Consider the following 24538-nt stretch of genomic DNA (forward strand, 5'->3'; position numbering starts at 1 on the left):
GAGTCTGGCCGGGACGCGTATCCGGCGCCTGTCAGAAGCCCGGCGGGACCTTTTCCCATCGGTAGCCTTGCGCCGCGAGGTCATAACCGGTCTTGAACAGGGCCCGCATGAACTCGGTATCGAACTCCTCCCGATGTGGGGTATCGAAGCTTTCGGGCACATAGGCGAGGTTGAAATCCACGCCGTCACGCCGGCTCGTCAGATAGATCCGGTACAGATCGCCGATGCCCTGGGTGTGGATGAGCGATGAGATGGCCCGTGCGGCGATGCTCATGGTCCGGCGTTCGACTTGCGCCCATTCGGGATCCAGGCGTGCATTGCGGATGACGTAGACGCGGCGCTCGCGCTGAGCCCCGAGTTCCTGGGCGAGTTCATCGACGTGAAGGGAAGGCGGATAAACAAAGACCTGCGACATGGTGCCGCCGTCGACATGCATCTCCTGGTAGGCGCGCCCATTGGCCTCGACATCGATCATGATAGGCGGGAAGGCGCCGGGAATAGAGGCGGAGGCGATCAGCAGCGATCGGAACAAGGGGAGCGCATCGGGATGATCACTCGCGGCGATCCTGGTCAGGTTCCATAGGACGGACTGGCGCGCATCGAGGTCCACTGTGGCGACCAGCAGCAAGCGCCCTTTGTCGTACTCGCGGGCAATGGCGTCGAGCAACGACTGGTCGACCTCCCTGCTTACCAATTGCCACAGCGGCGCGTTGTCCGACAGGGCGTCGTTCGTCACCGCGGCCAACAGCGAGCGAGGTTTCGCGATGTCCTTGGGACCGGTGGTCGTATAGAAACGCTTGAGCTGTTCGTCGTAGGCCGGACCCAGAAAGGCAAAAGGTGCAATGAGGGCGCCGGTGCTGACGCCGGTGACCAGCTTGAACTCCGGCCGATCACCCGCCGCGGTCCAGCCGTTGAGCAGCCCGGCACCGAAGGCGCCGTTGTCGCCGCCACCCGAGACGGCCAGGAAGACCGCGGGGGGCAAGCCGCCGCGGTGGCCGGTGGAGGCAAGATACGCCTGCTCGCGCCGCACCGAGGCGATGCCCTCGCTTTGGAGCGCCTCGGTGTCGATGCCGACACGGTAGCGCACCTCGGCCATACCGGGAACGATGGCCTGGTCGGTGAACGCGGCTGGAACAGCTTCCTTGCGCACTGGCCCCGCACAGCCCTGGCCGAGCAGGACGCTTGTAATGGCGATCAGGCAGACGACGTGCTTCAAGGTCATCTTGGTTCGCCTCCGGGGCGGTTCGAGTAGGGGCCTCGGATCAGCGAGGCCCCGTTACATGGCATCTTAATCGCGCTCGAAGCCCAAGGCGCCCTCTCGCGGCTGACGACTTCGGCTTCCCGACGGCGATGATCGCAGCGCTGCGGGCGTGTGTCGCGGGCGATTCTCCGACGGCCCGCGGCCTATTTCACCTCGACGGTCACCTTGGGAATACGTCCGGTGAATGTCGAGGCACGCCCGGCGCCGATAGCCTCGACCACGGGGGTCGCGAGGTCAATCCCGACGTCGGCTGTTTCGTCGGCCGAGAAGATCGCCGGCTGGGTTCGATCGATGCGGCCCTCGCCGACCTTTCGGTCATTGATGAAAAGCGTCCCCGTGCCGCCTTTGCCCGGGCCGCCGCCATCGTAGTCGAACTCGAAACGGATGGTCGACTGGCCCGGTGCGAGCGGTTCGCTCGCCGCGACCGTGAAACGTTCCAGGCCGAGGAAGTTGTAGTCGTAGGCGGGTACGCCGTCCTTGACATAGAGTGCCCAGCCGCCGAAGCGACCGCCCTGGGCTAGGATGATGCCGTTGGCGGTCACATCATCCGGGATCTCGACCTCGGCGGTGAGGGTCTTGGATTGGTTCTTTATGTTGATGAAGACATTCTCGGTCATGCCGGTCATGCCCTCGGCCAGCGTCAGCGAGGTGCGACCCGCCATGAGGTCGGGGCGCCCGACATTGGCCGGGACGAGGCGCTCGAATACCCGATCATCGATGGGCAGAACATTGTTCTTTTCGGCCTCCCGCATGAACAGGGCTTGGAGCGCGACCAGCCTCTCGGGGTGTTGCGGCGAAAGGTCGTTGACCAGGCTGAAGTCATCGCGCGTGTCATAGAGTTCCCAAATGTCCTCGGCGAGCGCACGGCGCGGCTCGGACTCCCAAGGGGCGCGGTGGATGGTGCGCGCGAGCCAACCTTCGTGGTAGATCGCGCGGTTGCCGAACATCTCGAAGTACTGGGTGGTGTGGCGCTCTGGCGCGCTCGCCTCGTCGAAGCTGTAGACCAGGCTTACCCCGTCCATCGGCCGCTGGGCCACGCCGTTGACGACCTTGGGTTCGGGCAGTCCGGCGGCCTCCAGGATCGTCGGGGCGATATCGATCACATGGCTGAACTGGTCGCGCAGCTCGCCCTTGGCCTGGATGCCCTTGGGCCAGCGCACGGCCATGCCGACCTTGGTGCCACCGAAGTCGGAACCGACCTGCTTGGTCCACTTGTAGGGCGTATCGAAGGCCACGGCCCAGCCGGCGGCCATGTGCGGATAGGTCTCGGGTCCGCCCCAGCGATCGAGGAAGCGCAGCATGTCCGGTACCGTCTCCTGGACCCCGTTGAAGTAGGTCATCTCGCTGAACATGCCATAGCGCCCACCTTCGGCACTGGTGCCGTTGTCGCCGTAGATCAGCACTACCAGGGTGTTGTCGGCCTGGCCGGTCGCGGCGATGGCCTCCAGCAACCGGCCGATCTCGTGGTCGGTGTACTCGACGAATGCAGCGAAGACCTCGGCCTGACGGGTGAACAGCCGCTTCTCATCCGCGCTCAGGCTATCCCAGTCTTGGATCGCCTCGGGCTTGGGCGCCAGCACCGTGCCTTCGGGCACGATGCCGCGTTCGATTTGGCGCGCCAAGATCTCCTCGCGCAGCCTGTCCCAGCCCTGGTCGAATTTCCCCTCCCAGCGCGCGATCCAATGCTGCGGGACATGGTGTGGGGCGTGGACAGCGCCCGGCGCGAAATAAACAAAGAAGGGTTTGTCGGGTGTCAGCGCCTTTTGATACTTCATCCAGGCCACGGCCTGATCGGTCATGTCCGTCATGAAGTGATAGTCGGGATCCTCCGGCGGCTCGACCACATGGGTGCCATCGTAGATGAAGGGTGCCCACTGGTTGGTCTCGCCGCCGAGGAAGCCATAGAACTTGTCGAAGCCTTGGCGGGTCGGCCAGCGGTCGAAGGGGCCCGAAATGCTCGCCTCCCAAGCCGCCAGTTCGTGCCATTTACCGAAGGCGCCGGTGCTGTAGCCGTTGAGGCGCAGCATCTCGGCCAGCGGCGCGACCTGATTCGGGATCTGGCCGGTGTTGCCGGGAAAGGCGGTGCCGGTCTCGATGATCGCGCCCATGTTGTTGACATGGTGATTCCGACCGCTTTTGAGTGCGGCACGGGTCGGCGAGCAGACCGCGGTCGTGTGGAAGTTGTTGTAGTGCAGCCCTTGGTTGGCAATCTGGTCGAAGGTCGGGGTGCCGACCGGTCCGCCGAAGGTACTGGTGCCGGCGAAGCCGAGATCGTCGAGCAGGACCAGCAAGACGTTCGGCGCCCCCTCCGGCGCCGTGACTTGGATGCGCGGCGGCGGTGTCGCGTCGCGCACGTCGAGCACCGTGCTGGGTGGATAGACGGGATCGGGGATCGGGAGGATGGTGCGGTCAAAAGCATCGGCGACTGCTACGGTCTGTGCGACGGTCAGCGCCGACAACAGCACAGCGGCCCCAAGACCGTGACCAAGGATCGGCGGGTACGGGATCGTTCGCATAGTCGTTACTCTGTTGGTGTTGCGCTTTTTTGACGAGTGCCGGATGGTGGCCGAATCGGGGCTGGCGGATCGAGCATTCCGATCGCATCGCCCCCCGCAGGACTTCAACGTCAATGCGTTTCTTGGAGCTCCGGCCAACAGCCGTTGAGGGTTCAGAAGCGGAAGGTCATTCCGAGCCCCGCTCCGCTGAAGCCGAGGTCCAGATCGGCCTTGGCGCTGTCATCGAAGACATAAGCGAGATGGCGGTAGGCGAGGGTGACATCCCCCCAGTCGAACCGATAGCCAACGCCGACTAATGCCTGCCAGGTGAGGCTCGAATCGCCGGCGCCGACATCGACGTAGTAGGGCAGGATCCAATCGCCGCCTGGCCGAAACTCGCCACGCATGCCGATGATGCCATCCCAATGCTGGGGGTTGCGCGACAGATGGGCGGTCGGCAGCTCGGGCGGCAGGGGCCCCTCGAGCGTCAGGTCCAGCGCCATGTCCAGGCCCAGGTAGCGAAAGCCCAGCACAGCGTCCGCTGAGACCTGGGGCGCATCCAGAACGCGATACTGACCGGCCAGCGTCCAGACGGTGCTCTCGAGCTCGAACGCGGCATCGACTTGGAGACCCGGTCCACCCGGCACCAAGGCATTCAGCAACTGGCGGTCGCTGCCGCTGAGATCCAGATAGATCAGATCCGTGAAGGCACCCCAGTTGCCCTTGCGCATCGCGAAACCGCCCAGGAAAACGAAATCGAGAGCGCCGAGGAGGTCATCGGCGCTGACGTCGAGATCCCGGCCGCCGCCGGCGCCGTTTTGGAAGGTGACATCCCCCGCAACGCTGGGAAACCAACCGTAGAGATTGACGGCGAACAGCCATTCGTCCGCACGGGCCGCTGTCGACCCCGCTGCCAGGAAAACCGCGGCGAGGAGCCAGGTGCGAAGGCATTGGGCAAACCTAGTGACGGGGTCCATCGCGGTGCCTCTGGTTTTGCAGGTTCTGGCTTAGAGGGTGCCCCGACCCTCGCCGGGTGCGGAACAGCGCAACTGGACGTATGCCACCAGTCTATCCGAAACCCTTCGGCGTCGACTTGACGATTCGTGCCATAATGCGTGAACCATCCGGGAACTCTCGAGTTGCGACCCGATGAGCGTGCGTCCCCCGCCGAACAGACCCCCCATCCGCATGGAGAGCCGGTTGGCCCGCGCCGAGGATTTGCGGGTACAGCCGCTGCTCGTCATTCCACCGCTGCTGTGTGAATTCGGAATCGACCCCGGGATCGTGCTCGAACGCGCCGGGATCGATCCGCGCGCCTTCGTCGATCCCGAACAACGCTTACCCTTCGAGCAGGTCGGGCGTCTGCTTGACGAATGTGCCGCCCTGACCGGTTGCCCGTGGTTTGGACTGCGGCTCGGCGAGCGCGCGGGCGCGGCCGTTTTCGGCCTGATCGGCGAGTTGGCGGGGCAGTCGGCAACCGTCGGGGCGGGGCTGCGCAGCATGATCCTGCACTTTCATCTGCACGATCGCGGCGCGGCACCCGTGCTCCATACTGGCCCTGGGCAGGACGTCCAGCTGGCCTATGTCATCCACGCGCGCGGGATGCGGGGCGCCGCACAGGTCGCCGACGGCGCGATAGCGATCGGCTACCATCTGCTGCGGGGCCTCTGCGGTCCCGGCTGGGCGCCTATCAGGGTGACCTTCAGCCATCGAGCACCGTCGGATGCCGCGCCTTACCGTGAGTTCTTTGGCTCACCGGTGCACTTCGACCGCGGCCGCTCGGCGCTGGTGTTCGCGGCGAAGTGGCTCCAGCGGCCCATTGCGGGGGCCGATGCCCGGAGGCGCGAAGATCTCCTGCGGCGGATCGCCGAGATCGAGCGCGCCAAGCCTGCGCTCTTCACGGACAAGGTCCGACAGGTGCTGATCGAGCTGATGGTGATCGGCAAACCCTCGATCGAAGCCACGTGTAAGCTCCTCGGGGTGAGCCGCCGCACCCTCTATCGTCGGCTGGAAGCGGAAGGTGCCCGTCCCGGAGACCTGCTGGACGAGATGAACGAGTCGGTGGCGAAACAATTGCTGATGGAGTCGCGGATGCCCTTGAGCGACATCGCTGCTATCCTGCATTATTCCGAAGCGACCGCCTTCTCGCGGGTCTTCAAGGGTTGGACGGGCATGACGCCGAGCGCCTATCGGCGCCAGTTCGCGAACTCGCCAACCCCTTGACGGCAGGCGAGCCGGCCCTCACCGCGTCGCCCTTGGCGCCAGAGGCTAGGGCCCTTCGAAAGCGCGCGCCATCGCTTTTCCGGCGCCCGACCGACCCCGAGGATCGCTTCATGCCTCCGTTCCTCCACCGTTTCCTGGGCGCGACGATCGCCGGCCTCACCGCCATCGGGTTGTCAGCCGCCGCGGAACCGACCGCCCTGGGAACCGAAGCCTGTCTCCCCTGTCACGCCGAGCAGGCCAGCCGCTGGCGCGGCTCGCATCACGATCTGGCCATGGGCGAGGCTAGCGAGGCGATGGTCCGTGGCGACTTCGACGAGGCGAGCTTCATCGCGCACGGCATCACCTCGACCTTCTTCCGCCGCGACGGCCGCTACTTCGTCCGAACGGATGGACCCGATGGGGCACTGACCGACTATCGGATCCGCTACACCTTCGGCTGGTGGCCGCTCCAGCAGTACCTGATCGCCTTTCCCGGGGGGCGCCTGCAAGCACTGGGAATCGCCTGGGACAGCCGATCCGCCGAACTGGGCGGCCAGCGCTGGTTCCATCTCTATGCCGAGGAAGAGGGGATGGACCATCGCCATCCGTTGCACTGGACCGGACGCGAGCAGACCTGGAATCACCAATGCGCCGACTGTCATTCGACGGGCCTGCGCAAGGGTTACGATCTGGCGACCGATCGTTATGACACCACCTGGTCGGACATCAATGTCGCCTGCGAGGCCTGTCACGGCCCCGGCTCCGACCATGTCGAGCAGGCCCGGGCCGCTGAGATCCACGGACCACAAGCCTGGCGCCCTGGCAAGGGGCTGGCGGTCAGGCTCACCGCTCACGATGAGGGTCACTGGTCCCTCGATCCGCAAGCAGGAGTCCCAGTGCGCTCGGTGCCTCTCACCGACCGGACCGAGATCGAAATCTGCGCGCGTTGCCATGCGCGCCGTGGGCCTATCCACGCGAGCGAGCGCCCTGGGGCACCGATGACCGATCACTATCGCCCGGCGCTTCTCGAAGCGGGTCTCTACCACGCCGATGGCCAGATCCAGGACGAGGTCTTCGAGTATGGCTCTTTCATCCAGAGCCGCATGTATCGCGCCGGTGTCACCTGCGCCGACTGTCACGACCCGCATAGCCTGGAGCTCGTGGCTCCTGGCAACGCACTCTGTACGCGCTGTCATCAGATACAGCGCTACGACACCCCGACACACCACCATCACCCGCCCGCGAGCACCGGCGCTGCCTGTGTCGCCTGCCACATGCCCCAGCGCCGCTATATGCAGGTGGATGATCGGGCCGACCACAGTCTGCGCATCCCCAGACCGGACCTGACCGTCCGGCTCGGCACGCCTAATGCCTGCAACCAGTGCCATGCCGAGCGTTCCGCACAGTGGGCTGCCGATGCCCTCGCCGAATGGAGGGGTCCGGTGCGGTGGCTGCCAGCCCATTTCGGCGAGATTTTGCACGCCGGCCGTCATGGCCAGGTGGATGCCGGGCAGGAATTGTGGGAGCTGGCGCTGGACAATACTCAGCCAGGCATCGCGCGCGCCACTGCCTTGACGCTGCTATCGGACCTGCCCGATGGCACACGGCTCAATGATCGGCTCGATGACTTGGCCGCCTTGCTCGCCGATCCCGATCCGCTGGTGCGCGCGGCGGCAGTCCGGCGACTGGAAGTGGTCGATCCGGCCTCCCGGTTGCGATTCGGGCTACCCCTGCTGGAGGATCCCGTGCGGCTGGTTCGACTCGACGCCGCACTGACACTGGCGTCGCTGTTGCGTCTCGATCCGCCGGAGGCGGTGCGCGTTCGGCTCGCCGCCGGGGTGTCGGCCTATCGGGCGGCGCAACGGGTCGTGGGCGATCGACCCGAATCCCATCACAATCTCGGACTCATCGAGACCGCCATCGGTGACATCAGGGCGGCCGAAGCCGCCTACCGCGACGCACTGCGCCTCGCGCCCGACTTTGCGCCCGCTTACGTCAATCTCGCGGATCTCTATCGGCTCGGTGGACAGGATGACCAGGGCGAGCAGGTTTTGCGCCAAGGCATCGCGGCCGTGCCGGATGATCCCGACCTGCACTATGCCCTCGGGCTGCTCTACGCGCGTACGAATCGCCTCGCCGCGGCCGTCGAGGCCCTGACACAGGCCGCTCGACTGGCCCCGGAGCGGCCGCGCTTGGCCGATGTGCATGCCCTGGCGCTCGAGGAGCTAGAGCGACAGCTTCGGCAAAGCGGGTCCCGGCGGGAATGAGGCGGTGGAATTCTCGGCGTCGGCACCCAAAATCGCCCGATGATAGGTCGGCGGCCTGATTTGGACCAGGCACGAACAGACGAGCCGTTCGGGAGTCCCTGTTCGAGTACATGGACGGCAAGATTTGGTCCGACGAGGTCAACCCGGTGCTCCGAACCCTTGAACGGTTCCGTCGCTGCATCCGCGGTCGAGCAGGCTGGCAAGACCCTGCGGCGCGGCATCGCCCGTAGCCGCAGCTTGTCACTGCACCTCTTCGCCTGCGACGCCCCGACGAGCCGTGACCGGTACATCGCCGATCTGGCCGGATCGATTCTGGCGTTCATCTTTTTATCGCGTCGCACTCACCGACAATGCGGTTGGTTGACGCCAGGCGCCGGCGGAAGGCCCATCGCTGCGAGATAGGCATCGGTGCTGCGTTCGATCTCGTAGGGGCGGGCGGCCTCGCGCAAGCGCTCCGGTGCCAGGGGCCGATCGAGCGTCGCGAGCATCGCCTCGGCCAGCGCATGGTCATCGCCGACGCCGACCAACGGGCCGTAACGGCCTTGTTGGAGGATCTCGGCCGGGCCGTTCGGGCAGTCGGTCGCGACGACCGGCGTACCGACGGCAAGCGCCTCGATCAGGACGAAACCGAGCCCTTCCCAACGCGATGTCAGCACGAACAGGTCGGCGTGCGCCATATAGGCATAGGGGTTCGGTACGAAGCCGGGTAGCGCGAGATCCTCGAGGATCCCGAGCGCGGTGGCCTGATCGATCAGCGCCTGGCGAGTGCTCCCGTCGCCCAGGATCATCAGCCGGCAAGGCTGCTGTCGTCGGACCCGGGCGAAGGCGCGCAGCAAGGTCGCGAAGTCCTTGCGCTCGCACAGCTCGCCAACGCTCAAGATCAGGGGTCGGGTGGGATCCGCGAGCCAGGGGTGCGGGCACGGCGGTCGTGCGGTTGTCCACAGCGAGGCCGGTACCACGGGCCGCGGCACCACGCGGATCGCATCCCGCGGCAGCCCCGTGTAGCGCGCGAGATCCTCGGCGACGCCTTGGCTGTTGGCGATCACCTGGTCGGCGAGGCGGTACAGCCAGCCCATCGACAGGCGTTGCACTCCCCGTTCGATGACACCGCGACCGGCGAGGTCGACGGACACCGTCGTTCCGACACTCAGCACCAGCCGTGTCGGCACGCGTGCCAGCGCGCGGGCGAGCAGGGCCGTGCGATTGACGCGATCCTTGTCCGCCAACAGCGCTGCGGGGCGGGCCTGGCGCAGATAGCGTCGAAGCGCCGGCAGGCAGGCGTAGGTGTGGCGCGAGCCGAGGTCGATGACCTGGACCCCGGGAGGAATCTCGGTCAGCTCCGGGCCGTGCCGGCGCACCTTCAGCAGATCCACGCGGTAGCTGCGACGGGCCAGGGCCGGGATCAGATGCTGCGCGGCGCGATCGACGCCGCTGTGACCGGAGGTCGAGAAGAAACAGGCGATGCGTGCATGATCGACCGCGGGCGCGGTGGCCCGCCGGTCGGTTCGGCGATTGGTCATGGGCCGGCGGCGATCCACGCGAGCGGGTCCTCGTCGGGCGCCGGGGTCAGACCTGGCTCGTCGACGAAGAGACGGTGCCAGATCGCGAATTGAATCAGGCCGAACAGCTCCCGGTCCCCACCTCGGCCGGCCCGTCGGGCGGCAACCAAGGAGGCGATCCGCTCGCTGCGAAACCACTCGCGGACACCGGGATTGCGTCGGAGCAACTGCCCGGCACGGGTCGCGACCTCCGCCGTCAGCCAGGCGCCGACCGGCACGTGGAAGCCGCGCTTCGGGCGATCCAGGTAGCCGGGCGGCAATAGCGGACGCGCCCATTCGCGAAGCAGCCATTTGCCCTGTCCGTGACGGACCTTCAAGCCGTCGGGCAGCGACAAGCCGAACTCGACGACGCGGTGATCGAGGAAGGGCACGCGGCCCTCGACGCCGAACGCCATCAGCAGACGGTCCGTCTTGACCAGCAGGTTGTCCGGGAGTGCCGTGACCAGATCGGTGTATTGGCGCCGTTGCAGATCCGACCAGCAACTCGGCGTCGCCTGCCAAGCGGCGACGAAGGGTGCCCGGTCCGGCGTCGGCGATGCGGTCAGCGCCGCTCCGAAAAGCTGACGCCGCCAGTGTCGGTGCCATTGGCCGCGCACGCGGAAGCCGCCGCTGCCCGGATACCTCAGCCGTTTGTACAGGCGTTCGGGAAGGGCAGGCCGATAGCGCCCGTACCCGGCGAAGACCTCATCGCCGCCCTCGCCCGAGAAGACCACCTTGAGCTCGCTGCCAGCCGCCTCGGCCAGCAGCGATGTCGGCAGACAGGCGTAGTCGCGCATCAGTTCGTCGGCGGCCCAGATCGAGTGTGGCAGCCGTTGCATGAAACGGGGAACGCTCAGGCGCAGCGGCCGGTGGTCGAAGCCCAGGTGCGTCGCGAGCCCCGTCGCCTGTTCGAGTTCGTCGGCCATCGTCGTCCCCTCGAAGCCGACCGAGAAGCTCTTGATGCGTCCGGCGCCATGGGCTTTGAGCAGGGCCGCAAGGACGGCCGAATCCACCCCACCGGATAGGAACAGGCCGAACGGCACGTCGGCGCGCATGTGTTCGGTCAGGGAGGCGCGGATCCGTCGATCGAGCTCGCGGCGCGCCTCGTCTGCCGAGATATCGCGCGGGGTCGCGGCCAGCGGCGACCAATGCCGATGGTGCGTGACCTGGAGTCGATGATCGATCAGCAGCGCCTCGCCGGGCAGCACCCGCTGAATACCCTCGAACACCGTGTCCCGGCCGGTCGTGAACTGATTCTCGAGGAACTGCCGCAGCGCACCGGGTGCGATCGGCGGTGTCCGCGGCAGGATCGCCAACAGCGCCTTGATCTCGGAGGCGAAGGCGATCCGGTCGGGGAGGCGAACCCAAAACAGCGGCTTGATGCCGAGTCGGTCACGCCAGAGGATCAATCGCTGCGCCGAGGCATCGTGCAGCGCGAAGGCATACATGCCGCGCAGCCGTTCCAGACCCGGCAAGCCGTAAGCGGTGTAGGCGAGCAGGATGGTCTCCGAGTCCGAGCCCGTCCTGGGAACGACACCCTCGACGGCGAGCTCCCGGTTCAGCTCCAGGTAGTTGTAGATCTCGCCGTTCGCGACAAGCGCGAGCCGGCCATCGTCGGAGACCATCGGCTGGTGGCCGTCGGCCAGACCGATGATCGCGAGCCGGGTCTGGGCCAACCCGACCGGCCCCGAGCAATGGATGCCGCGATCGTCCGGTCCACGATGGGCCAGCGCCGCGGCCATGCGGTGCAGATCGCCGGTGTCTGGTCGAGCACCGTCCGCGAGGATCAGGCCGGCTAATCCGCACATGGTCGCGGAGTGTGACGGGAAACGGACATGCGGCCTGGGCTCGACTGTTCGGTTGGGTCCGGGTATTGTCGCCGTAACCGTTCGAGCCGAACAAGGCCGTGGCAGCGACTGTCTCCTCTGGCGGTGTCGCGTCCATGTCACGATGCCACCGGGGCATCGCTGGAGACGCTCGTTACCTTTGACCTGACCCATCCGATGATCGAGTTGAGACCCGGAGACGACGCCGACAAGCCGCAGATCCTCGCTCGCACGGCAGAGGTCTTCGGTGCGGGGCCGGCGCAACGCATGGAGACGCTTTGGGACTGGCAGTGGCACCACGATCCCCGTCTGCCCTCTCCTGGATATCGTGGCGTGGTCGCCGAATGGCGCGGTCGGGTCATCGGCCACCTCGCGACGATTCCGGCCGGGTTGCACATCGGGGGTGAACCGGTTCGCGCCTGGTGGTTCGTCGACGTGCTGGTCCATTGGGGCCTGGTCCGCGAGGCGATGCGCGAACAGCGACGCGCCGGCGCTCCGTCGCGGCCGGACCTCTCCCGAGGCTTGGCGGCGGCCCTGTTCGATCACCCCATCGCTGGGCCGATCCAACTCGGGAAGCATGTGTCCGACCAGATGAGCACGATCGGACGGCGGATCGGTTTCGTGCCCTGCGCCGATACCGGCGGCGCCCAGCGGCGCATCTCGGTCCGTCACCCTGTTGGCCGGGTGCTGGGGGCGCGGCTTGGGGATCTGGCCGGTGCCGTGATCGATCCCCTGCTGGGTCCGAACCCCCGGTCTGGCCTTTCGGTGCGGATTCACGACGGCCCTTTCGACGGGCGGTTCGATGCACTGTGGGCGTCGGTGCGTGGCGCCTTTCCGGCGATCTGCCGGCGCGACGCGGCCCTGTTGGACTGGCGCTACCGCGATTGCCCGGACCTCGATGCCCGCGTCCTTATCCTGGAGCAGGGTGGGGCATTGCGTGGCTATTGCGTGATCCGCGCCTTCGATCGTCCCGGTCGACCACCGCGGCGTCTTGGCAAGATTCTGGATCTCCTGACCGCACCCGGGGATCGCATCGCCCAACGTGCGCTCCTCGGCGGCGCGATCGACGCGCTTCGCCGCTTGCGCACCGAGCGCGTCGAGTGCTTCTACAGTGGTGCCGACCTGTGGCATCTGCTCGCCGAGTTCGGCTTTGCGCCGAAGACGACGAATTCCGGGAGGGTCAGGCCCTTGTTGACGCGTCATCTGCCCGAGGCGGCGAAGGGAATCTATATCACGCAAGGCGATGGCGATGGCGGCTGACGAGCGGCCGGGCGGCTGCCCGTCGAGGAGCCCGAGTCTCATGGCCCTCGATCGGCCGGTCCAGCATCTCTTGCGCTGGTGGCAGAAGCGGCGCGATCGGCGGGTTGAACGACAGGCTTGGCCGCAATGGTTCCTGCTGGTCGGTCGGGTCACGCACGCGCAACGCTGTGCCCCGAACCCTTTGCGCCTGACACCTGTCCAGCCGCCAGCGGATCGTTTCTGGGCCGATCCATTCCTGTGGTTTGCCGGTCCCCGTCCCTATGTGTTCGTCGAGGAATATGTGCGGGAAATCGGCCGCGGACGGATCAGCGTGCTGGAGCTCGATGGGGATCTCCAGCCATGCGGCCCAGCCGTCCCCGTGCTCGATGAGGCGCGTCATCTCTCCTATCCCTTCTTGTTCGAGTACCAGGGCCAGCTGTACATGGTCCCCGAAAGCGCCCGGACGCGCCGGGTCGACCTATACAGGTGCGAGGATTTCCCGTATCGCTGGGTTCGGTTGCATAGCCTGCTGGCTGGGATCGAAGCGGCGGATGCTACCCTCTTCGAACACGAGGGGCGCTGGTGGCTCTTCTGCGCGGCTCGGCTCGGTTCGGCCCGTCTCAACGAGTCGCTGTTCGCGTTTCACGCCGATTCGCCGTTGAGCCGGCACTGGATCCCGCACAGCGGCAACCCCTTGGTGCGGAGTTTTCGATGCGGGCGGCCCGCGGGGCGGATCTTCGAGGATCCAGCCGGTGGTTTGATCCGGCCGGGTCAGGATTCCGTCCCCCGTTACGGTTTTGGCATCGGCCTCTATCGGATCGAGACCTTGACGCCGGACCGCTATCGCGAGCGATGTATTTGGCGGTCCGACGGACAGGCCGCCGGTGGCTGGCGCGCGATGCACCACATGGACGGGCAACGAGATCTGCTCGTGATGGACGCGCAGCGGCTGCTATCGGAGTGACAGGTCACCCGCGTACCGCTGGCCGCGGGCAGACTCGTCGAGGGGCGGACGACGGCGACTCGGGCGGGGCGTGGCACGCGGCGCCGACCGCGCGCGCACCAGACCCCGCCGGTATCGAGGTGCTCAATCCGGGTGGACGGCCTCGGCCTTGGGCTGGGATGCCTTGGTTGGCGGAGCCGGAACCGCAACCTCCAGGCCGGCCATCTGTTCGACGGTCATCTGGTCGTCGCCGCCGCCGCAGGCCTTCATTGACGCTTGTGGACGCTTGGCCGGAGGGGCCTTCTTCCAGGCGTTGTGATCCGGTTCGACGATCTTCGCCTTGCTCTTGTCGAAGTCGAAGCGAACCAGCTTCTTCGCCTGTGGCCCCCAGTAGTTGTGCTTGCCGAGGTCGTAGAAGCGGCGGTGCACCGCGCTCAGCAGGAAGGCCTTGATGCAGCCGAGCAGGTAGCGGCGACGCACCGGATCCTTCGCCCACGGATACTGGAAGAACATCCGTTTCATATAGAAGCGGCGATAGTTCTTCATGACGCCATCGAGCAGTTCGGCGCGGTCGATGTTGTCCGGCTTCATGATCGGCGTGACGAAGTTGTATTTCGAGTAGTCGTAGACCTCGACCTTGTCGCCGAGCTCGGTGAACATGTCCGAGAAGGGCCAGGGCGTGAACATCGACCAGTTGGCCATATCGGCGCCCCAGTCCATGACCATCTGGTAGGTCTCTTCGAGCGTCTCGAGGGTCTCGTTCTCGAGGCCGACGATGAACTGGGCCTCGGTGACGATGCCATTCTGCTGGAGGAGCTGGATCGCGCGCTTGTTCTGGGCGACGGTCGTTTCCTTGACGAAGCGGTCGAGGTTCAACTGAGCCGCCGCCTCGGTGCCGAGCGAGATGTGCACGAGACCGGCCTTGCGGTAGAAAGGCAGCAGTTCCTCGTCGCGCATCACGTCGGTGACGCGGGTGTTGATGCCCCAGAGGACGCCGAGGTCGCGGTCGATCAGCTCCTGACAGAACTCGATGAACTTGGCGCGGTTGATCGTTGGTTCCTCGTCGGCGAGGATGAAGAAGCCGACGCCATGGTCCTTGACCAGCATCTCGATCTCGTCGACGACCCGCTTGGGATCGCGCACGCGGTAATCGCGCCAGAATTTCCACTGGGAGCAGAAACTACAGGTGAACGGACAGCCGCGCGCCATGTTCGGCGTCGCGACCGGCACACCCATCGGGATGTAGATGTACTTCTTCCACTCCAGCACGCTCCAGTCCGGCCAGATCGAGTCGACATCCTTGATCGAGGGCTCCGCCGGGGTAGCCACCACCTTGCCATCGTCACCAATGAAGGCGATGCCTTTGATGTTCTCGCGATCGCTCGGCCAGCGCCCCTCGTCGACGGCGCGCGCCAGGTTCAGCGTGATGGCCTCGCCCTCGCCGCGCACGATCGCGTCGATCCAGGGCGCCTCGCTCAAGACCTGCTGGAACATGAAGGTCGCGTGGATGCCGCCGAGGAAGGTCAGCGCGTTGGGACACTCTTCTTTCGCGATCTGCAGCAGGCGCTGCGATGTGTAGATCGCCGGCGTCATCGCCGTGGTGCCGATCATGTCCGGCTGCTCTTCGCGGAAGATCGCGCGCAACTGCTCCTCGTCGAGACTGTCGACCATCGCGTCGACGAAACGATAGTTGTCGTAGCCTCCCGATTTCAGGTAGCCGGCGACATAGGCGACCCACGCAGGTGACCAGTTGCCAGCGATCTCGGCACCGCCGGACTTGTAATTGGGATGGACGAAGAGGATTCGCATCAGGGACTCCCGCGCAACGGCCGACCCGCCACGCCTTGGGGAACGGAAGAAAGGGGCGGGCCGTTGCCGGCTCTCCCACTGCTCCGGTCAAGCTTACCGATCGCCTTCGATCGCTGTCAATTTCGCTTGAGTGCCTTTGTCAAGTTTACTTGACGCGGGACAGGTGGCCGGCCGTCCCAGAGTTCCGGTCGCTCGAGCCACCTCTGAATGAAGTTCCAGGAGGCCCGATAGCCATCGTGCGGCAGGGTGCAAGCGGAGCAGTCCTTGCGCCGCACGCCATGCTTGTCCAGGTAGACCCTGTAAGGCCCTGGGCACTGGTACGCGATCAGTGGACAGTAGCAGAAGAGGCAGTTGAACTCGCGTTGCACGCCCGAATGGCAGGGCAGGAAGGGGCAGGCGGTATTCGTGAAGCCCTTATAGCCTTCGTTCTGCGTCGATGACCTAGGTTCCATCAGCGGGTTCCATCAGAACCTATCGCTGCGGGGTAGTCGTCGCGAGCCAGGGGCGGTCGATCATCGATGGACATAGCATGTTAGTATGAACGGCTACCCCCAATGACAAGCCCCGTCGGCCCATCGCGCGGTCCGGCTCCCCCGTTTCGGTTTCCCTGAACGTCCGCTCCCATCGGGTGCGGTGAGGAACGAACCGTACCGATTTCGGTTGGGCTGCGGTGGGACTGGTGCCGACGGACATCGGCCCTGTGCCCGGCAAGGATCCCCTCGAGCCGGCCGGCGGGCCTGGGCGCGTGCTGGCGTGCCGCTAACGAACCAAGCGAGGTGTGTATGGATCCGAAACGACTGAATCAGCTACGAGAGGCGATCGCACAGCGGATCCTGATCCTCGACGGCGGCATGGGGACCATGATCCAGGGTTACGGTCTCGGTGAGGCCGACTACCGTGGCGAGCGCTTCGCGGACTGGCCTTCGGACCTGAAAGGCAACAACGATCTGCTGGTCTTGACCCGGCCGCGGATCATCGCCGAGATCCACGATCACTATCTCGCCGCCGGCGCCGATATCCTCGAGACCAACACCTTCAACGCGACGCGCATCGCGATGGCCGATTACGCGATGGAGGCACTGGTGCCGGAGCTCAATCGCGAGGCGGCGCGTCTGGCCCGCGCGGCGGCCGACGACTGGAGCGCGCGTACCCCTGATCGACCGCGTTTCGTCGCCGGGATCCTCGGGCCGACGAACCGCACCGCGAGCCTTTCGCCGGACGTCAATGATCCCGGCCATCGTAATATCTATTTCGACGATCTGGTCGTGGCCTATCGCGAGGCGGCTTCGGCCCTGATCGAGGGCGGCGTCGATCTGCTGATGATCGAGACCGTCTTCGACACACTGAACGCGAAGGCCGCGGTCTTCGCGGTCGAGGAGCTGTTCGATGAGCTTGGGCAGCGCTGGCCCGTGATGATCTCCGGGACCATCACCGACGCCTCCGGCCGCACGCTGACCGGGCAGACGGGCGAGGCCTTCTGGAACAGCCTGCGCCATGCACGGCCCTTTTCCATCGGGCTCAACTGTGCCCTCGGCGCGAAGGAGTTACGCCCCTATATCGAGGAACTCTCGCGCATCGCCGACACGCATGTGTCGGCTCATCCGAACGCCGGGCTGCCGAACGCCTTCGGGGGCTACGACGAAACCCCCGAGCAAATGGCCGAGGAGATCGGCGCTTGGGCCGCGGCCGGCTATCTGAACATCATCGGCGGCTGCTGCGGGACGACGCCGGACCATATCCGCGCGATCGCCGCCGCCGTCCGGCATCACGCACCGCGCCCGCTTCCCGAGATCTTGCCGGCCTGCCGCCTGTCGGGCCTCGAGCCCTTCAACATCGGCGCGGACAGCCTGTTCGTCAACGTCGGCGAGCGCACCAACGTGACCGGCAGCGCGCGCTTCAAGCGCCTGATCAAGGACGGCGACTACGAGACGGCGCTCGAGGTCGCCGCTGGCCAAGTCGAGAACGGTGCCCAGGTCATCGACATCAACATGGACGAGGGCATGCTCGATGCGGTCGTCGCGATGCGCCGGTTCTTGTTCCTCGCCGCCGCCGAGCCGGACATCGCCCGGGTGCCTGTGATGATCGACTCGTCGAAGTGGGAGGTGATCGAGGCTGGGCTCAAGTGCATTCAGGGCAAGGGGATCGTCAACTCGATCTCGCTGAAGGAGGGCGAGGAGACCTTCATCCGCCAGGCCCGCCTGGTGCGCCGCTATGGCGCGGCGGTCATCGTCATGGCCTTCGACGAGCAGGGACAGGCCGATACCCAGGCGCGCAAGGTCGAGATCTGCGCACGGGCCTACCGGATCCTGACCGAACGGGTCGGCTTCCCGGCCGAGGACATCATCTTCGACCCGAACATCTTCGCGATCGCGACCGGCATCGAGGAGCACGACAACTACGGCGTCGACTTCATCGAGGCGACCCGGGCGATCAAAGAACGACTGCCGCACGCGCTGGTCTCGGGCGGGGTGTCGAACGTGTCCTTTTCGTTTCGCGGCAACGAGCCGGTGCGCGAGGCGATCCACGCGGTTTTCCTCTACCACGCGATCCAGGCCGGCATGGACATGGGCATCGTCAATGCCGGGCAGCTCGCGGTCTACGACGAGATCGAGCCCGAACTCAAGGAACGGGTCGAGGATGTCGTGCTCAATCGCCGTCCGGATGGGACCGAGCGGCTGCTCGAGATCGCCGAGCAATACCGCGGCGGCGCCGGCATCGAGGCTAGGAAGGAGGATCTCGAGTGGCGCGGTTGGCCGGTCGCGCAGCGCCTCGAGCATGCGCTCGTCAAGGGGATCGATGCCTATGTCATCGAGGACACCGAGGAGGCGCGCCAGCAGTTCGAACGCCCGATCCAGGTGATCGAGGGGCCCCTGATGGACGGCATGAACCGCGTCGGCGATCTGTTCGGGGCCGGCAAGATGTTCCTGCCGCAGGTCGTGAAGTCCGCGCGCGTGATGAAGAAGGCGGTCGCCCACCTGATCCCTTTCATCGAGGCCGAGAAGACCGGCGAGGCCCGCACGCAGGGCCGAATCCTGATGGCGACGGTCAAGGGCGATGTCCACGACATCGGCAAGAACATCGTCGGCGTCGTGCTTCAATGCAACAACTTCGAGGTCATCGACCTCGGGGTCATGGTCCCAGCCCAGCGGATCCTCGAGACCGCGCGCGAGCGGCAGGTCGACATCATTGGCCTGTCGGGGTTGATCACGCCGTCGCTCGAGGAGATGACCCATGTCGCCAGCGAGATGCAACGGCTCGGCTACGATGTCCCGTTGCTGATCGGCGGCGCAACGACCTCGAAGGCCCATACCGCGGTCAAGATCGCCCCGAGCTATTCAGGCCCGACCGTCTGGGTCAAGGACGCCTCGCGCGCGGTCGGCGTGGCCCAAAGCCTGGTCAGCCCCGAGCTGCGCGGACCTTACGCGGAACAGGTCCGCGCGGACTATGTCGAGGTGCGTCAAAGGCATGGCGAGCGCACCCGACAACAGGATTGGCTGACGCTGGCCGAGGCGCGCGCCAACCGGATCCAGATCGATTGGGCCGACTATGATCCACCGCGCCCGCGTGCGTTCGACCTGAGGTCGGGGCCAAGCGGTGCTGATCGCCGGTCACCGGAGGTCTTGCGCCACCTGGATTCGTGCGGTGTCGTGCTGCGTTTCGCCGATTATCCGCTCGCGGAACTGGTCCGCTACATCGACTGGACCCCGTTCTTCCATGCCTGGGACCTGCACGCCGCCTATCCGCGGATCTTCGATGACGAGGTGGTCGGCGATGAAGCGCGCAAGCTCTTCGCCGACGCACAAGCGATGCTCGAGCGCCTCGTCGCCGAGGAATGGCTCGGGGCGCGCGCCGTCTTCGGGTTCTTCCCGGCCAACCGCTGCGAAGACGACGACATCCGACTCTTCGCCGACGACGCCCGCGAGCGGCCTCTGATGCGACTCCACCACCTGCGCCAGCAGACGCGACGCGCCAACGACGCCCCGAATCTGTGCCTTGCGGATTTCGTTGCCCCGCCCGAAACGGGGCTTAAGGACTATCTCGGGGCCTTCGCCGTGACCGCTGGCGCAGGCCTCGACGAGCATGTGCGGCGCTTCGAACAGGCCCATGACGACTACAACGCGATCATGATCAAGGCGCTGGCCGATCGGCTCGCGGAGGCCTTCGCCGAGCACCTGCACGAACGGGTGCGCCGCGAGTTCTGGGGTTACGCCGCGGACGAGGCCCTGACCAACGAGGACTTGATCAAGGAACGTTACCGCGGTGTCCGACCCGCGCCCGGCTATCCGGCCTGTCCCGAACACACCGAGAAGGGGCTCTTGTGGTCTTTGCTCGAGCCCGAGGGCAACGCCGGGATCACGCTGACCGACAGCTTCGCGATGTACCCGGCCTCGTCGGTGTCGGGCTTCTATTTCGCCCATCCAGCCTCGCGTTATTTCGCGGTCGGCAAGATCAACCGCGACCAGGTCGCCGACTACGCCCGCCGCAAGGGGCTGACGCTCGCCGAGGCCGAACGCTGGCTGGCCCCGAATCTCGGCTATGACCCGGACTGAGCGATGTTGGAACCTCGGGGCGGCGCATTGTCGCCCCGCTGCCTGCTCGCTATGCTTAGCGGATCCATACCGCGATCTCGTGTGATGACAGACGATGCAGCCGAAGCGAGTCGAGCCCTTCCTGTCGGTGGACGAGTACCTCGAAGGCGAGCTTTCGAGCCGGGTGCGCCACGAATATGTCGACGGCGAGGTCTATGCGATGGTCGGCGCGAGCGACCGGCATGGGCTGATTACGCTCAACCTGGCCGGGGCGCTGTCGCAGCGTCTCCCCGATCGCTGCCAGGTGTTCATGGCGGACATGAAGGTCCGCATCCAGACCGCCGAGCGCGACATCTTCTACTACCCGGATGTCCTCGTCTCCTGCGATCCGGCCGACCGCGAGCGCTATTACCGCGAGCGGCCCTGCCTGGTCGTCGAGGTCCTGTCGCCGCACACCGAGCGGCTGGACCGTTTCGAGAAGTTCCTCTTCTATCGCCAGCTCGATGCGCTCGCCGAGTACGTCCTGGTCGCGCAGGATTTTCGCCAGCTGGAGGTTTACCGCCGCGTCGACCAGTGGCAGGCGACCAAATACACCGAAGGCACCGTGCCGCTGCACTCGGTCGACCTCGAGGTCACGCTCGACGAGATCTATCGCCGCACCGGGCGCTAGTCGTCGTATTGCGGCGAGGCATGGGCTGACTCCATCATGAAGGCGATCTGTCATCGTTTTGTGGAGAGGTGTCGTCGTTTCTCGTGCTCCCCGTGATGTCGCGACGTGCGTTGGTGGACGTGACATGACCGTTCGCCGCTGTGCCACCCTGCTGATTTCGGCCATTGGCTCGGGTCAAGGCAAGACGACGGCCACCGCCGCGCTGGCCCGCTATCACCGCAACCGAGGGCGGCGGGTGCGGGTCTTCAAGACGGGGCCGGACTTCCTCGACCCGATGATCCTGCGGCAGGCCTCGGGGCATCCGGTCGAGACTTTGGACCTGTGGGTCACCGGCGAGGAGGATGCGCGTCGCCGGTTGTATCGGGCGGCCGGTGACGCCGATCTGATCCTGGTCGAGGGCGTGATGGGGCTGTTCGACGGCCGACCGTCGAGCGCCGATCTCGCCGAACGGCTCGGACTCCCGGTACTCGCGGTCATCAGCGGTCAGGCGATGGCCCAGACCTTCGGTGCCGTGGCTCACGGACTTGTGAGCTTCAGACCGACGGTGCCGATCGCCGGTGTGCTGGCGAACCGGGTCAGCGGACCGCGCCACTACGAACTCTTGACCGAATCCCTACCGGCTGGCGTGACGCCGTTTGGCTATCTGCCGGCCGCCGCGGAACTGACCCTGCCGAGCCGCCATCTGGGTCTGGTCCAGGCCGCGGAGATCGCCGACCTCGACGAGCGGCTCGAGGCCGCGGCCCAGCGCCTGGTGTGGACCGCATCGGACTTGCCGACACCGGTCGATTTCACCCCGGTCGGCGAGCCCGAGCTGCCTCGATGCTTGCAAGGTTGGCGAATCGCCGTGGCCCGCGATGCGGCCTTCGCGTTCATTTACCAGGCGAACCTGGATCTGCTCGCGGCGATGGGGGCGGAGCTTCGTTTCTTCTCGCCGCTGGCCGACGACCGCCTGCCAGCGGCCGATGCCGTCTACCTGCCGGGCGGGTACCCGGAGTTGCATCTGGCGACCCTCGCGGCGCAGCGCGCGCTGATCGCCGATCTCGCCGCTCACCAGGCCGCCGGTCGGCCCCTGCTCGCCGAATGCGGTGGGATGCTGTTTCTGCTCGAACGCTTGACCGATGTACAGGGGCAGGGCGCGGCCATGGCCGGCCTGTTGCCGGGCGAGGCCCGGATGCGCTCGCGACTGGCCGCACTTGGCCCGCAGGAGGTCGCCTTGCCGGAGGGGGTTTTGCGCGGCCATACCTATCATCATTCGGAGGTGGCGACGCCGCTCGCGCCCCTGGTTCGTGCCCGCTGTCCGAACGGGCGCCCGACGGCCGAGGCGGTCTATCGCGTCGGGCGGCTGACCGCCTCCTACGTGCATCTGTATTTTCCGTCGAATCCGCGGGCTGTGGCGCGGCTCTTTCGGCCGGACTGAGCCGTGTTGTCACCGCTGACCCTTGCGCTCGTCGTCGGCGCGCTGCTGCTCGATCGCTGGCTCGGCGAGCCGCGCCGCTGGCATCCGCTCGAGGCGTTCGGCCGCCTGGCCGAGCGCACCGAGGCCCGCTTTCATGCCGACTCGCGTTGGCGCGGGGTCTGGCTCCTGGCTTGGCTGGTCCTGCCCTGGACGCTCGCGGGGGTGGCGATGGCCGCGTTGCCGGTGGGCTGGATCGCCGAGTGTCTGATACTGTACCTCGCGATCGGTTGGCGCAGCCTCGCCGATCATGGTCGCGGCATCGCCGGCGCGCTGCGGGCCCAAGACTTGCCAGCCGCGCGCGCGGGGGTCGCCTTCCTGGTCAGCCGGGATACCGAGACCCTGGACGAGGAAGGCGTTGCCAAGGCGACGCTCGAATCGGTTCTCGAGAATGGCAACGACGCGCTGTTCGGCGCCCTGTTCTGGTTCCTCGTGGCCGGCGCGCCGGGTGTCATCGCCTATCGGTTGGTGAACACGCTGGATGCCATGTGGGGCTATCGCACCGCTCGCTACCAGCGTTTCGGTTGGGCCGCGGCCCGGCTCGATGACCTGCTGAACTGGGTCCCGGCCCGCCTCACGGCCCTGGCCTATGCGCTGGCCGGCGATACCCGTGCCGCCGGGGGCTGCTGGCGCCGCCAGGCCCGCCATTGGAAGAGCCCGAACGCCGGTCCGGTGATGGCTGCTGGCGCCGGGGCGCTCGGGCTTCGGCTCGGCGGTGAAGCCGTCTATCATGGCCAGCGCGAGGCGCGCCCTGAGTTGGGGCAGGGTCGGGCGCCGCTCGGCGGCGACATCGACCGGGCACTGGCGCTGATCGGCCGGGCGCTGTGGGTCTGGGTCGGCGCGATCGCCGCCCTTGTGGTCTTGACGGGCATCCCCTGATGGCCTGCTCTTCGTGTGGAGAAGGTTGAGATAGTGAAGGAATTGATCCTCGGTGGCGTGCGCTCCGGAAAGAGCCGCCTGGCCGAACGGCTGGCTGCGGAATCGGGGCTGGCCGTGACCTATGTGGCGACGGCCCGCGTCGGCGATGACGAGGAGATGGCGCGACGCATCGACGAGCATCGGGCGCGCCGGCCGGCACATTGGGGCCTGATCGAGGTCGGCCCCGATCTCGGCGCGACGCTGCGGCGCGAGGCCGCCGCGGAGCGCTGTCTGCTCGTCGATTGCCTGACGCTGTGGCTGACCCATCTGCTCTGGGATCATGACGAGAAGACCAGCATCGAGGCACAGCGAGCCTTCGTCGAGGTGCTGCCCGATCTGCCCGGACGGCTGATCCTGGTCAGCAATGAGACGGGTCTCGGCATCGTCCCGCTCGGTGAGCTGACACGGCGCTTCTGCGACGACATGGGGCGGTTGCACCAGACCGTCGCGGCGCGTTGCGACCGCGTGGTCTTCACGATCGCCGGTTTACCGCACCTCCTCAAGGGCGAACCGATCCAATGACGATGAAACGACTGTTGCTGATTGGGATGGGCCCGGGTCATCCGGATTACCTGACGATCCAGGCGATCGACGCGATGAAATCCGTCGATGTCTTCTTTTTTCTCGAGAAGGACGGCGAGGGCAAGGACGAGCTGATCCGAATCCGGCGGGAGATCCTCGAACGCTTCTTGCCCGAGCGGTCCTATCGCGTCGTCACGGCGCCGAGCCCCCCGCGCGAGGCCGAACCGGGCCGCTATCGCGACGGCGTGCTGGACTGGTATCGCCGCAAGGCCGAGATCATCGCCGGCTTGATCAACGACGAACTGGCCGATGGCGAGTCGGGGGCCTTCCTGATCTGGGGTGACCCGACGCTCTATGACGGTACCTTGACGATCGTGCGCCAGATCCTCGATGAGGGTTTGGCCGACTTCGACTACCAGGTGATCCCCGGGATCACGAGCCTTCAGCTCCTGGCGGCCAAACACCGGATCCCGATGAACCGGATCGGCGAGCCGATCGAGGTGACGACGGCCCGTCGTTTGGCCCAGACCGCACCGGAGTCGATCCAAAACACCTTCGTCATGCTCGACTCCAACATGACCTTCGAGGGTCTTGCCGACTCGGAGCTGACCCTCTACTGGGGCGCCTATCTCGGCACCGATGGCGAAATGCTGGCCGCCGGACCATTGAAACAGATCGCGGGCGAGCTGGCCGAGCGGGCGCGCCGGGCCAAGGCCGACAGAGGCTGGCTGATGGACGTCTATTTGCTGCGGAAGGAACAGGGCGGGCGATAGAGGGTGGCGGTGCGAACCCGCGGATCGCGGATCCAAGGCATGCGGTGGCGGTCGCACGCCCCGGCGAGTTGGTCTCGCGTGGCGACTTGGATG

Annotated in this window: 17 protein-coding genes; 10 read left to right on the forward strand and 7 right to left on the reverse strand. The window is 66.3% G+C overall.

Annotated features, from left to right (window positions below; all coding sequences use genetic code 11):
• Positions 1-31: 31 nt before the first annotated feature.
• The 3 genes from ABC977_RS00370 to ABC977_RS00380 all read right to left on the reverse strand — a co-directional run bounded on the left by ABC977_RS00370 (position 32) and on the right by ABC977_RS00380 (position 4733).
• Entirely contained in the window at positions 32-1222 is a 1191-nt protein-coding gene (locus ABC977_RS00370; protein ID WP_369665242.1) for a patatin-like phospholipase family protein, read from the reverse strand.
• 182 nt (positions 1223-1404) lie between these two features.
• Positions 1405-3777 carry an arylsulfatase gene (locus tag ABC977_RS00375; protein WP_369665243.1) on the reverse strand — a complete coding sequence of 791 codons (2373 nt, stop codon included), beginning with the start codon at positions 3775-3777 and terminating at the stop codon, positions 1405-1407.
• 152 nt (positions 3778-3929) lie between these two features.
• Positions 3930-4733: a hypothetical protein gene (locus ABC977_RS00380; protein ID WP_369665244.1), complete on the reverse strand. Its 804-nt coding sequence runs from the start codon at positions 4731-4733 to the stop codon at positions 3930-3932.
• A 172-nt stretch (positions 4734-4905) separates the two neighbouring features.
• Between ABC977_RS00380 and ABC977_RS00385 the strand changes: the two genes are divergently transcribed.
• Both ABC977_RS00385 and ABC977_RS00390 read left to right on the forward strand, forming a co-directional pair.
• Positions 4906-5979, forward strand: coding sequence for an AraC family transcriptional regulator (locus ABC977_RS00385; RefSeq protein ID WP_369665245.1), 1074 nt, complete (start codon positions 4906-4908; stop codon positions 5977-5979).
• 110 nt (positions 5980-6089) lie between these two features.
• Positions 6090-8225, forward strand: a complete 2136-nt coding sequence (locus ABC977_RS00390) for a cytochrome c3 family protein (protein ID WP_369665246.1) — start codon at positions 6090-6092, stop codon at positions 8223-8225.
• 341 nt (positions 8226-8566) lie between these two features.
• Here the strand turns inward: ABC977_RS00390 and ABC977_RS00395 are convergent, their stop codons facing one another.
• Together ABC977_RS00395 and asnB are read right to left on the reverse strand one after the other, a co-directional pair.
• Entirely contained in the window at positions 8567-9745 is a 1179-nt protein-coding gene (locus ABC977_RS00395) for a glycosyltransferase (protein WP_369665247.1), read from the reverse strand.
• Positions 9742-11571 (reverse strand): asparagine synthase (glutamine-hydrolyzing), encoded by a 1830-nt coding sequence (asnB, locus tag ABC977_RS00400; RefSeq protein WP_369665248.1) that lies wholly within the window; start codon positions 11569-11571, stop codon positions 9742-9744. The genes ABC977_RS00395 and asnB overlap by 4 nt, the downstream gene beginning before the upstream one ends.
• A 195-nt stretch (positions 11572-11766) precedes the next feature.
• On the opposite strand from asnB, the gene ABC977_RS00405 reads away from it, so the two are divergent.
• Both ABC977_RS00405 and ABC977_RS00410 read left to right on the forward strand, forming a co-directional pair.
• Complete coding sequence (locus ABC977_RS00405) at positions 11767-12849, forward strand: GNAT family protein (RefSeq protein ID WP_369665249.1); 1083 nt, start codon at positions 11767-11769, stop codon at positions 12847-12849.
• Positions 12850-12889: 40 nt separating this feature from the next.
• Positions 12890-13792: a glucosamine inositolphosphorylceramide transferase family protein gene (locus tag ABC977_RS00410; protein ID WP_369665250.1), complete on the forward strand. Its 903-nt coding sequence runs from the start codon at positions 12890-12892 to the stop codon at positions 13790-13792.
• A gap of 123 nt (positions 13793-13915) precedes the next feature.
• On the opposite strand, the gene bchE is transcribed toward ABC977_RS00410, so the two are convergent.
• A complete protein-coding gene (gene bchE / locus ABC977_RS00415; RefSeq protein WP_369665251.1) occupies positions 13916-15580 on the reverse strand; it encodes a magnesium-protoporphyrin IX monomethyl ester anaerobic oxidative cyclase in 1665 nt (554 codons plus the stop codon).
• 116 nt (positions 15581-15696) lie between these two features.
• Complete coding sequence (locus ABC977_RS00420; RefSeq protein ID WP_369665252.1) at positions 15697-16032, reverse strand: cysteine-rich small domain-containing protein; 336 nt, start codon at positions 16030-16032, stop codon at positions 15697-15699.
• 399 nt (positions 16033-16431) lie between these two features.
• Between ABC977_RS00420 and metH the strand changes: the two genes are divergently transcribed.
• From metH to cobF, 6 genes are all read left to right on the forward strand, one after another.
• Positions 16432-20130 (forward strand): methionine synthase, encoded by a 3699-nt coding sequence (gene metH / locus ABC977_RS00425; RefSeq protein WP_439849138.1) that lies wholly within the window; start codon positions 16432-16434, stop codon positions 20128-20130.
• A gap of 94 nt (positions 20131-20224) precedes the next feature.
• A complete protein-coding gene (locus ABC977_RS00430) occupies positions 20225-20779 on the forward strand; it encodes a Uma2 family endonuclease (RefSeq protein WP_369665254.1) in 555 nt (184 codons plus the stop codon).
• A 124-nt stretch (positions 20780-20903) separates the two neighbouring features.
• Positions 20904-22196, forward strand: a complete 1293-nt coding sequence (locus tag ABC977_RS00435) for a cobyrinic acid a,c-diamide synthase CobB (RefSeq protein ID WP_369665255.1) — start codon at positions 20904-20906, stop codon at positions 22194-22196.
• A 6-nt stretch (positions 22197-22202) separates the two neighbouring features.
• Positions 22203-23111, forward strand: coding sequence for an adenosylcobinamide-phosphate synthase CbiB (gene cbiB / locus ABC977_RS00440; protein ID WP_439849139.1), 909 nt, complete (start codon positions 22203-22205; stop codon positions 23109-23111).
• A gap of 33 nt (positions 23112-23144) precedes the next feature.
• Positions 23145-23672 (forward strand): bifunctional adenosylcobinamide kinase/adenosylcobinamide-phosphate guanylyltransferase, encoded by a 528-nt coding sequence (cobU, locus tag ABC977_RS00445; protein WP_369665257.1) that lies wholly within the window; start codon positions 23145-23147, stop codon positions 23670-23672.
• 2 nt (positions 23673-23674) lie between these two features.
• Positions 23675-24445 (forward strand): precorrin-6A synthase (deacetylating), encoded by a 771-nt coding sequence (gene cobF, locus ABC977_RS00450; protein ID WP_369665258.1) that lies wholly within the window; start codon positions 23675-23677, stop codon positions 24443-24445.
• Positions 24446-24538 lie beyond the last annotated feature (93 nt).

The sequence above is a fragment of the Thioalkalicoccus limnaeus genome (assembly GCF_041197575.1).
Lineage (GTDB): Bacteria > Pseudomonadota > Gammaproteobacteria > Chromatiales > Chromatiaceae > Thioalkalicoccus > Thioalkalicoccus limnaeus.

Excerpts from the sequence above, each read along its gene's own strand:
- ABC977_RS00370 (WP_369665242.1), bottom strand. The coding sequence starts at position 1,222 with ATGACCTTGAAGCACGTCGTCTGCCTGATCGCCATTACAAGCGTCCTG.
- ABC977_RS00375 (WP_369665243.1), bottom strand. The coding sequence starts at position 3,777 with ATGCGAACGATCCCGTACCCGCCGATCCTTGGTCACGGTCTTGGGGCC.
- ABC977_RS00380 (WP_369665244.1), bottom strand. The coding sequence starts at position 4,733 with ATGGACCCCGTCACTAGGTTTGCCCAATGCCTTCGCACCTGGCTCCTC.
- ABC977_RS00385 (WP_369665245.1), top strand. The coding sequence starts at position 4,906 with ATGAGCGTGCGTCCCCCGCCGAACAGACCCCCCATCCGCATGGAGAGC.
- ABC977_RS00390 (WP_369665246.1), top strand. The coding sequence starts at position 6,090 with ATGCCTCCGTTCCTCCACCGTTTCCTGGGCGCGACGATCGCCGGCCTC.
- ABC977_RS00395 (WP_369665247.1), bottom strand. The coding sequence starts at position 9,745 with ATGACCAATCGCCGAACCGACCGGCGGGCCACCGCGCCCGCGGTCGAT.
- asnB (WP_369665248.1), bottom strand. The coding sequence starts at position 11,571 with ATGTGCGGATTAGCCGGCCTGATCCTCGCGGACGGTGCTCGACCAGAC.
- ABC977_RS00405 (WP_369665249.1), top strand. The coding sequence starts at position 11,767 with ATGATCGAGTTGAGACCCGGAGACGACGCCGACAAGCCGCAGATCCTC.
- ABC977_RS00410 (WP_369665250.1), top strand. The coding sequence starts at position 12,890 with ATGGCCCTCGATCGGCCGGTCCAGCATCTCTTGCGCTGGTGGCAGAAG.
- bchE (WP_369665251.1), bottom strand. The coding sequence starts at position 15,580 with ATGCGAATCCTCTTCGTCCATCCCAATTACAAGTCCGGCGGTGCCGAG.
- ABC977_RS00420 (WP_369665252.1), bottom strand. The coding sequence starts at position 16,032 with ATGGAACCTAGGTCATCGACGCAGAACGAAGGCTATAAGGGCTTCACG.
- metH (WP_439849138.1), top strand. The coding sequence starts at position 16,432 with ATGGGGACCATGATCCAGGGTTACGGTCTCGGTGAGGCCGACTACCGT.
- ABC977_RS00430 (WP_369665254.1), top strand. The coding sequence starts at position 20,225 with ATGCAGCCGAAGCGAGTCGAGCCCTTCCTGTCGGTGGACGAGTACCTC.
- ABC977_RS00435 (WP_369665255.1), top strand. The coding sequence starts at position 20,904 with ATGACCGTTCGCCGCTGTGCCACCCTGCTGATTTCGGCCATTGGCTCG.
- cobF (WP_369665258.1), top strand. The coding sequence starts at position 23,675 with ATGAAACGACTGTTGCTGATTGGGATGGGCCCGGGTCATCCGGATTAC.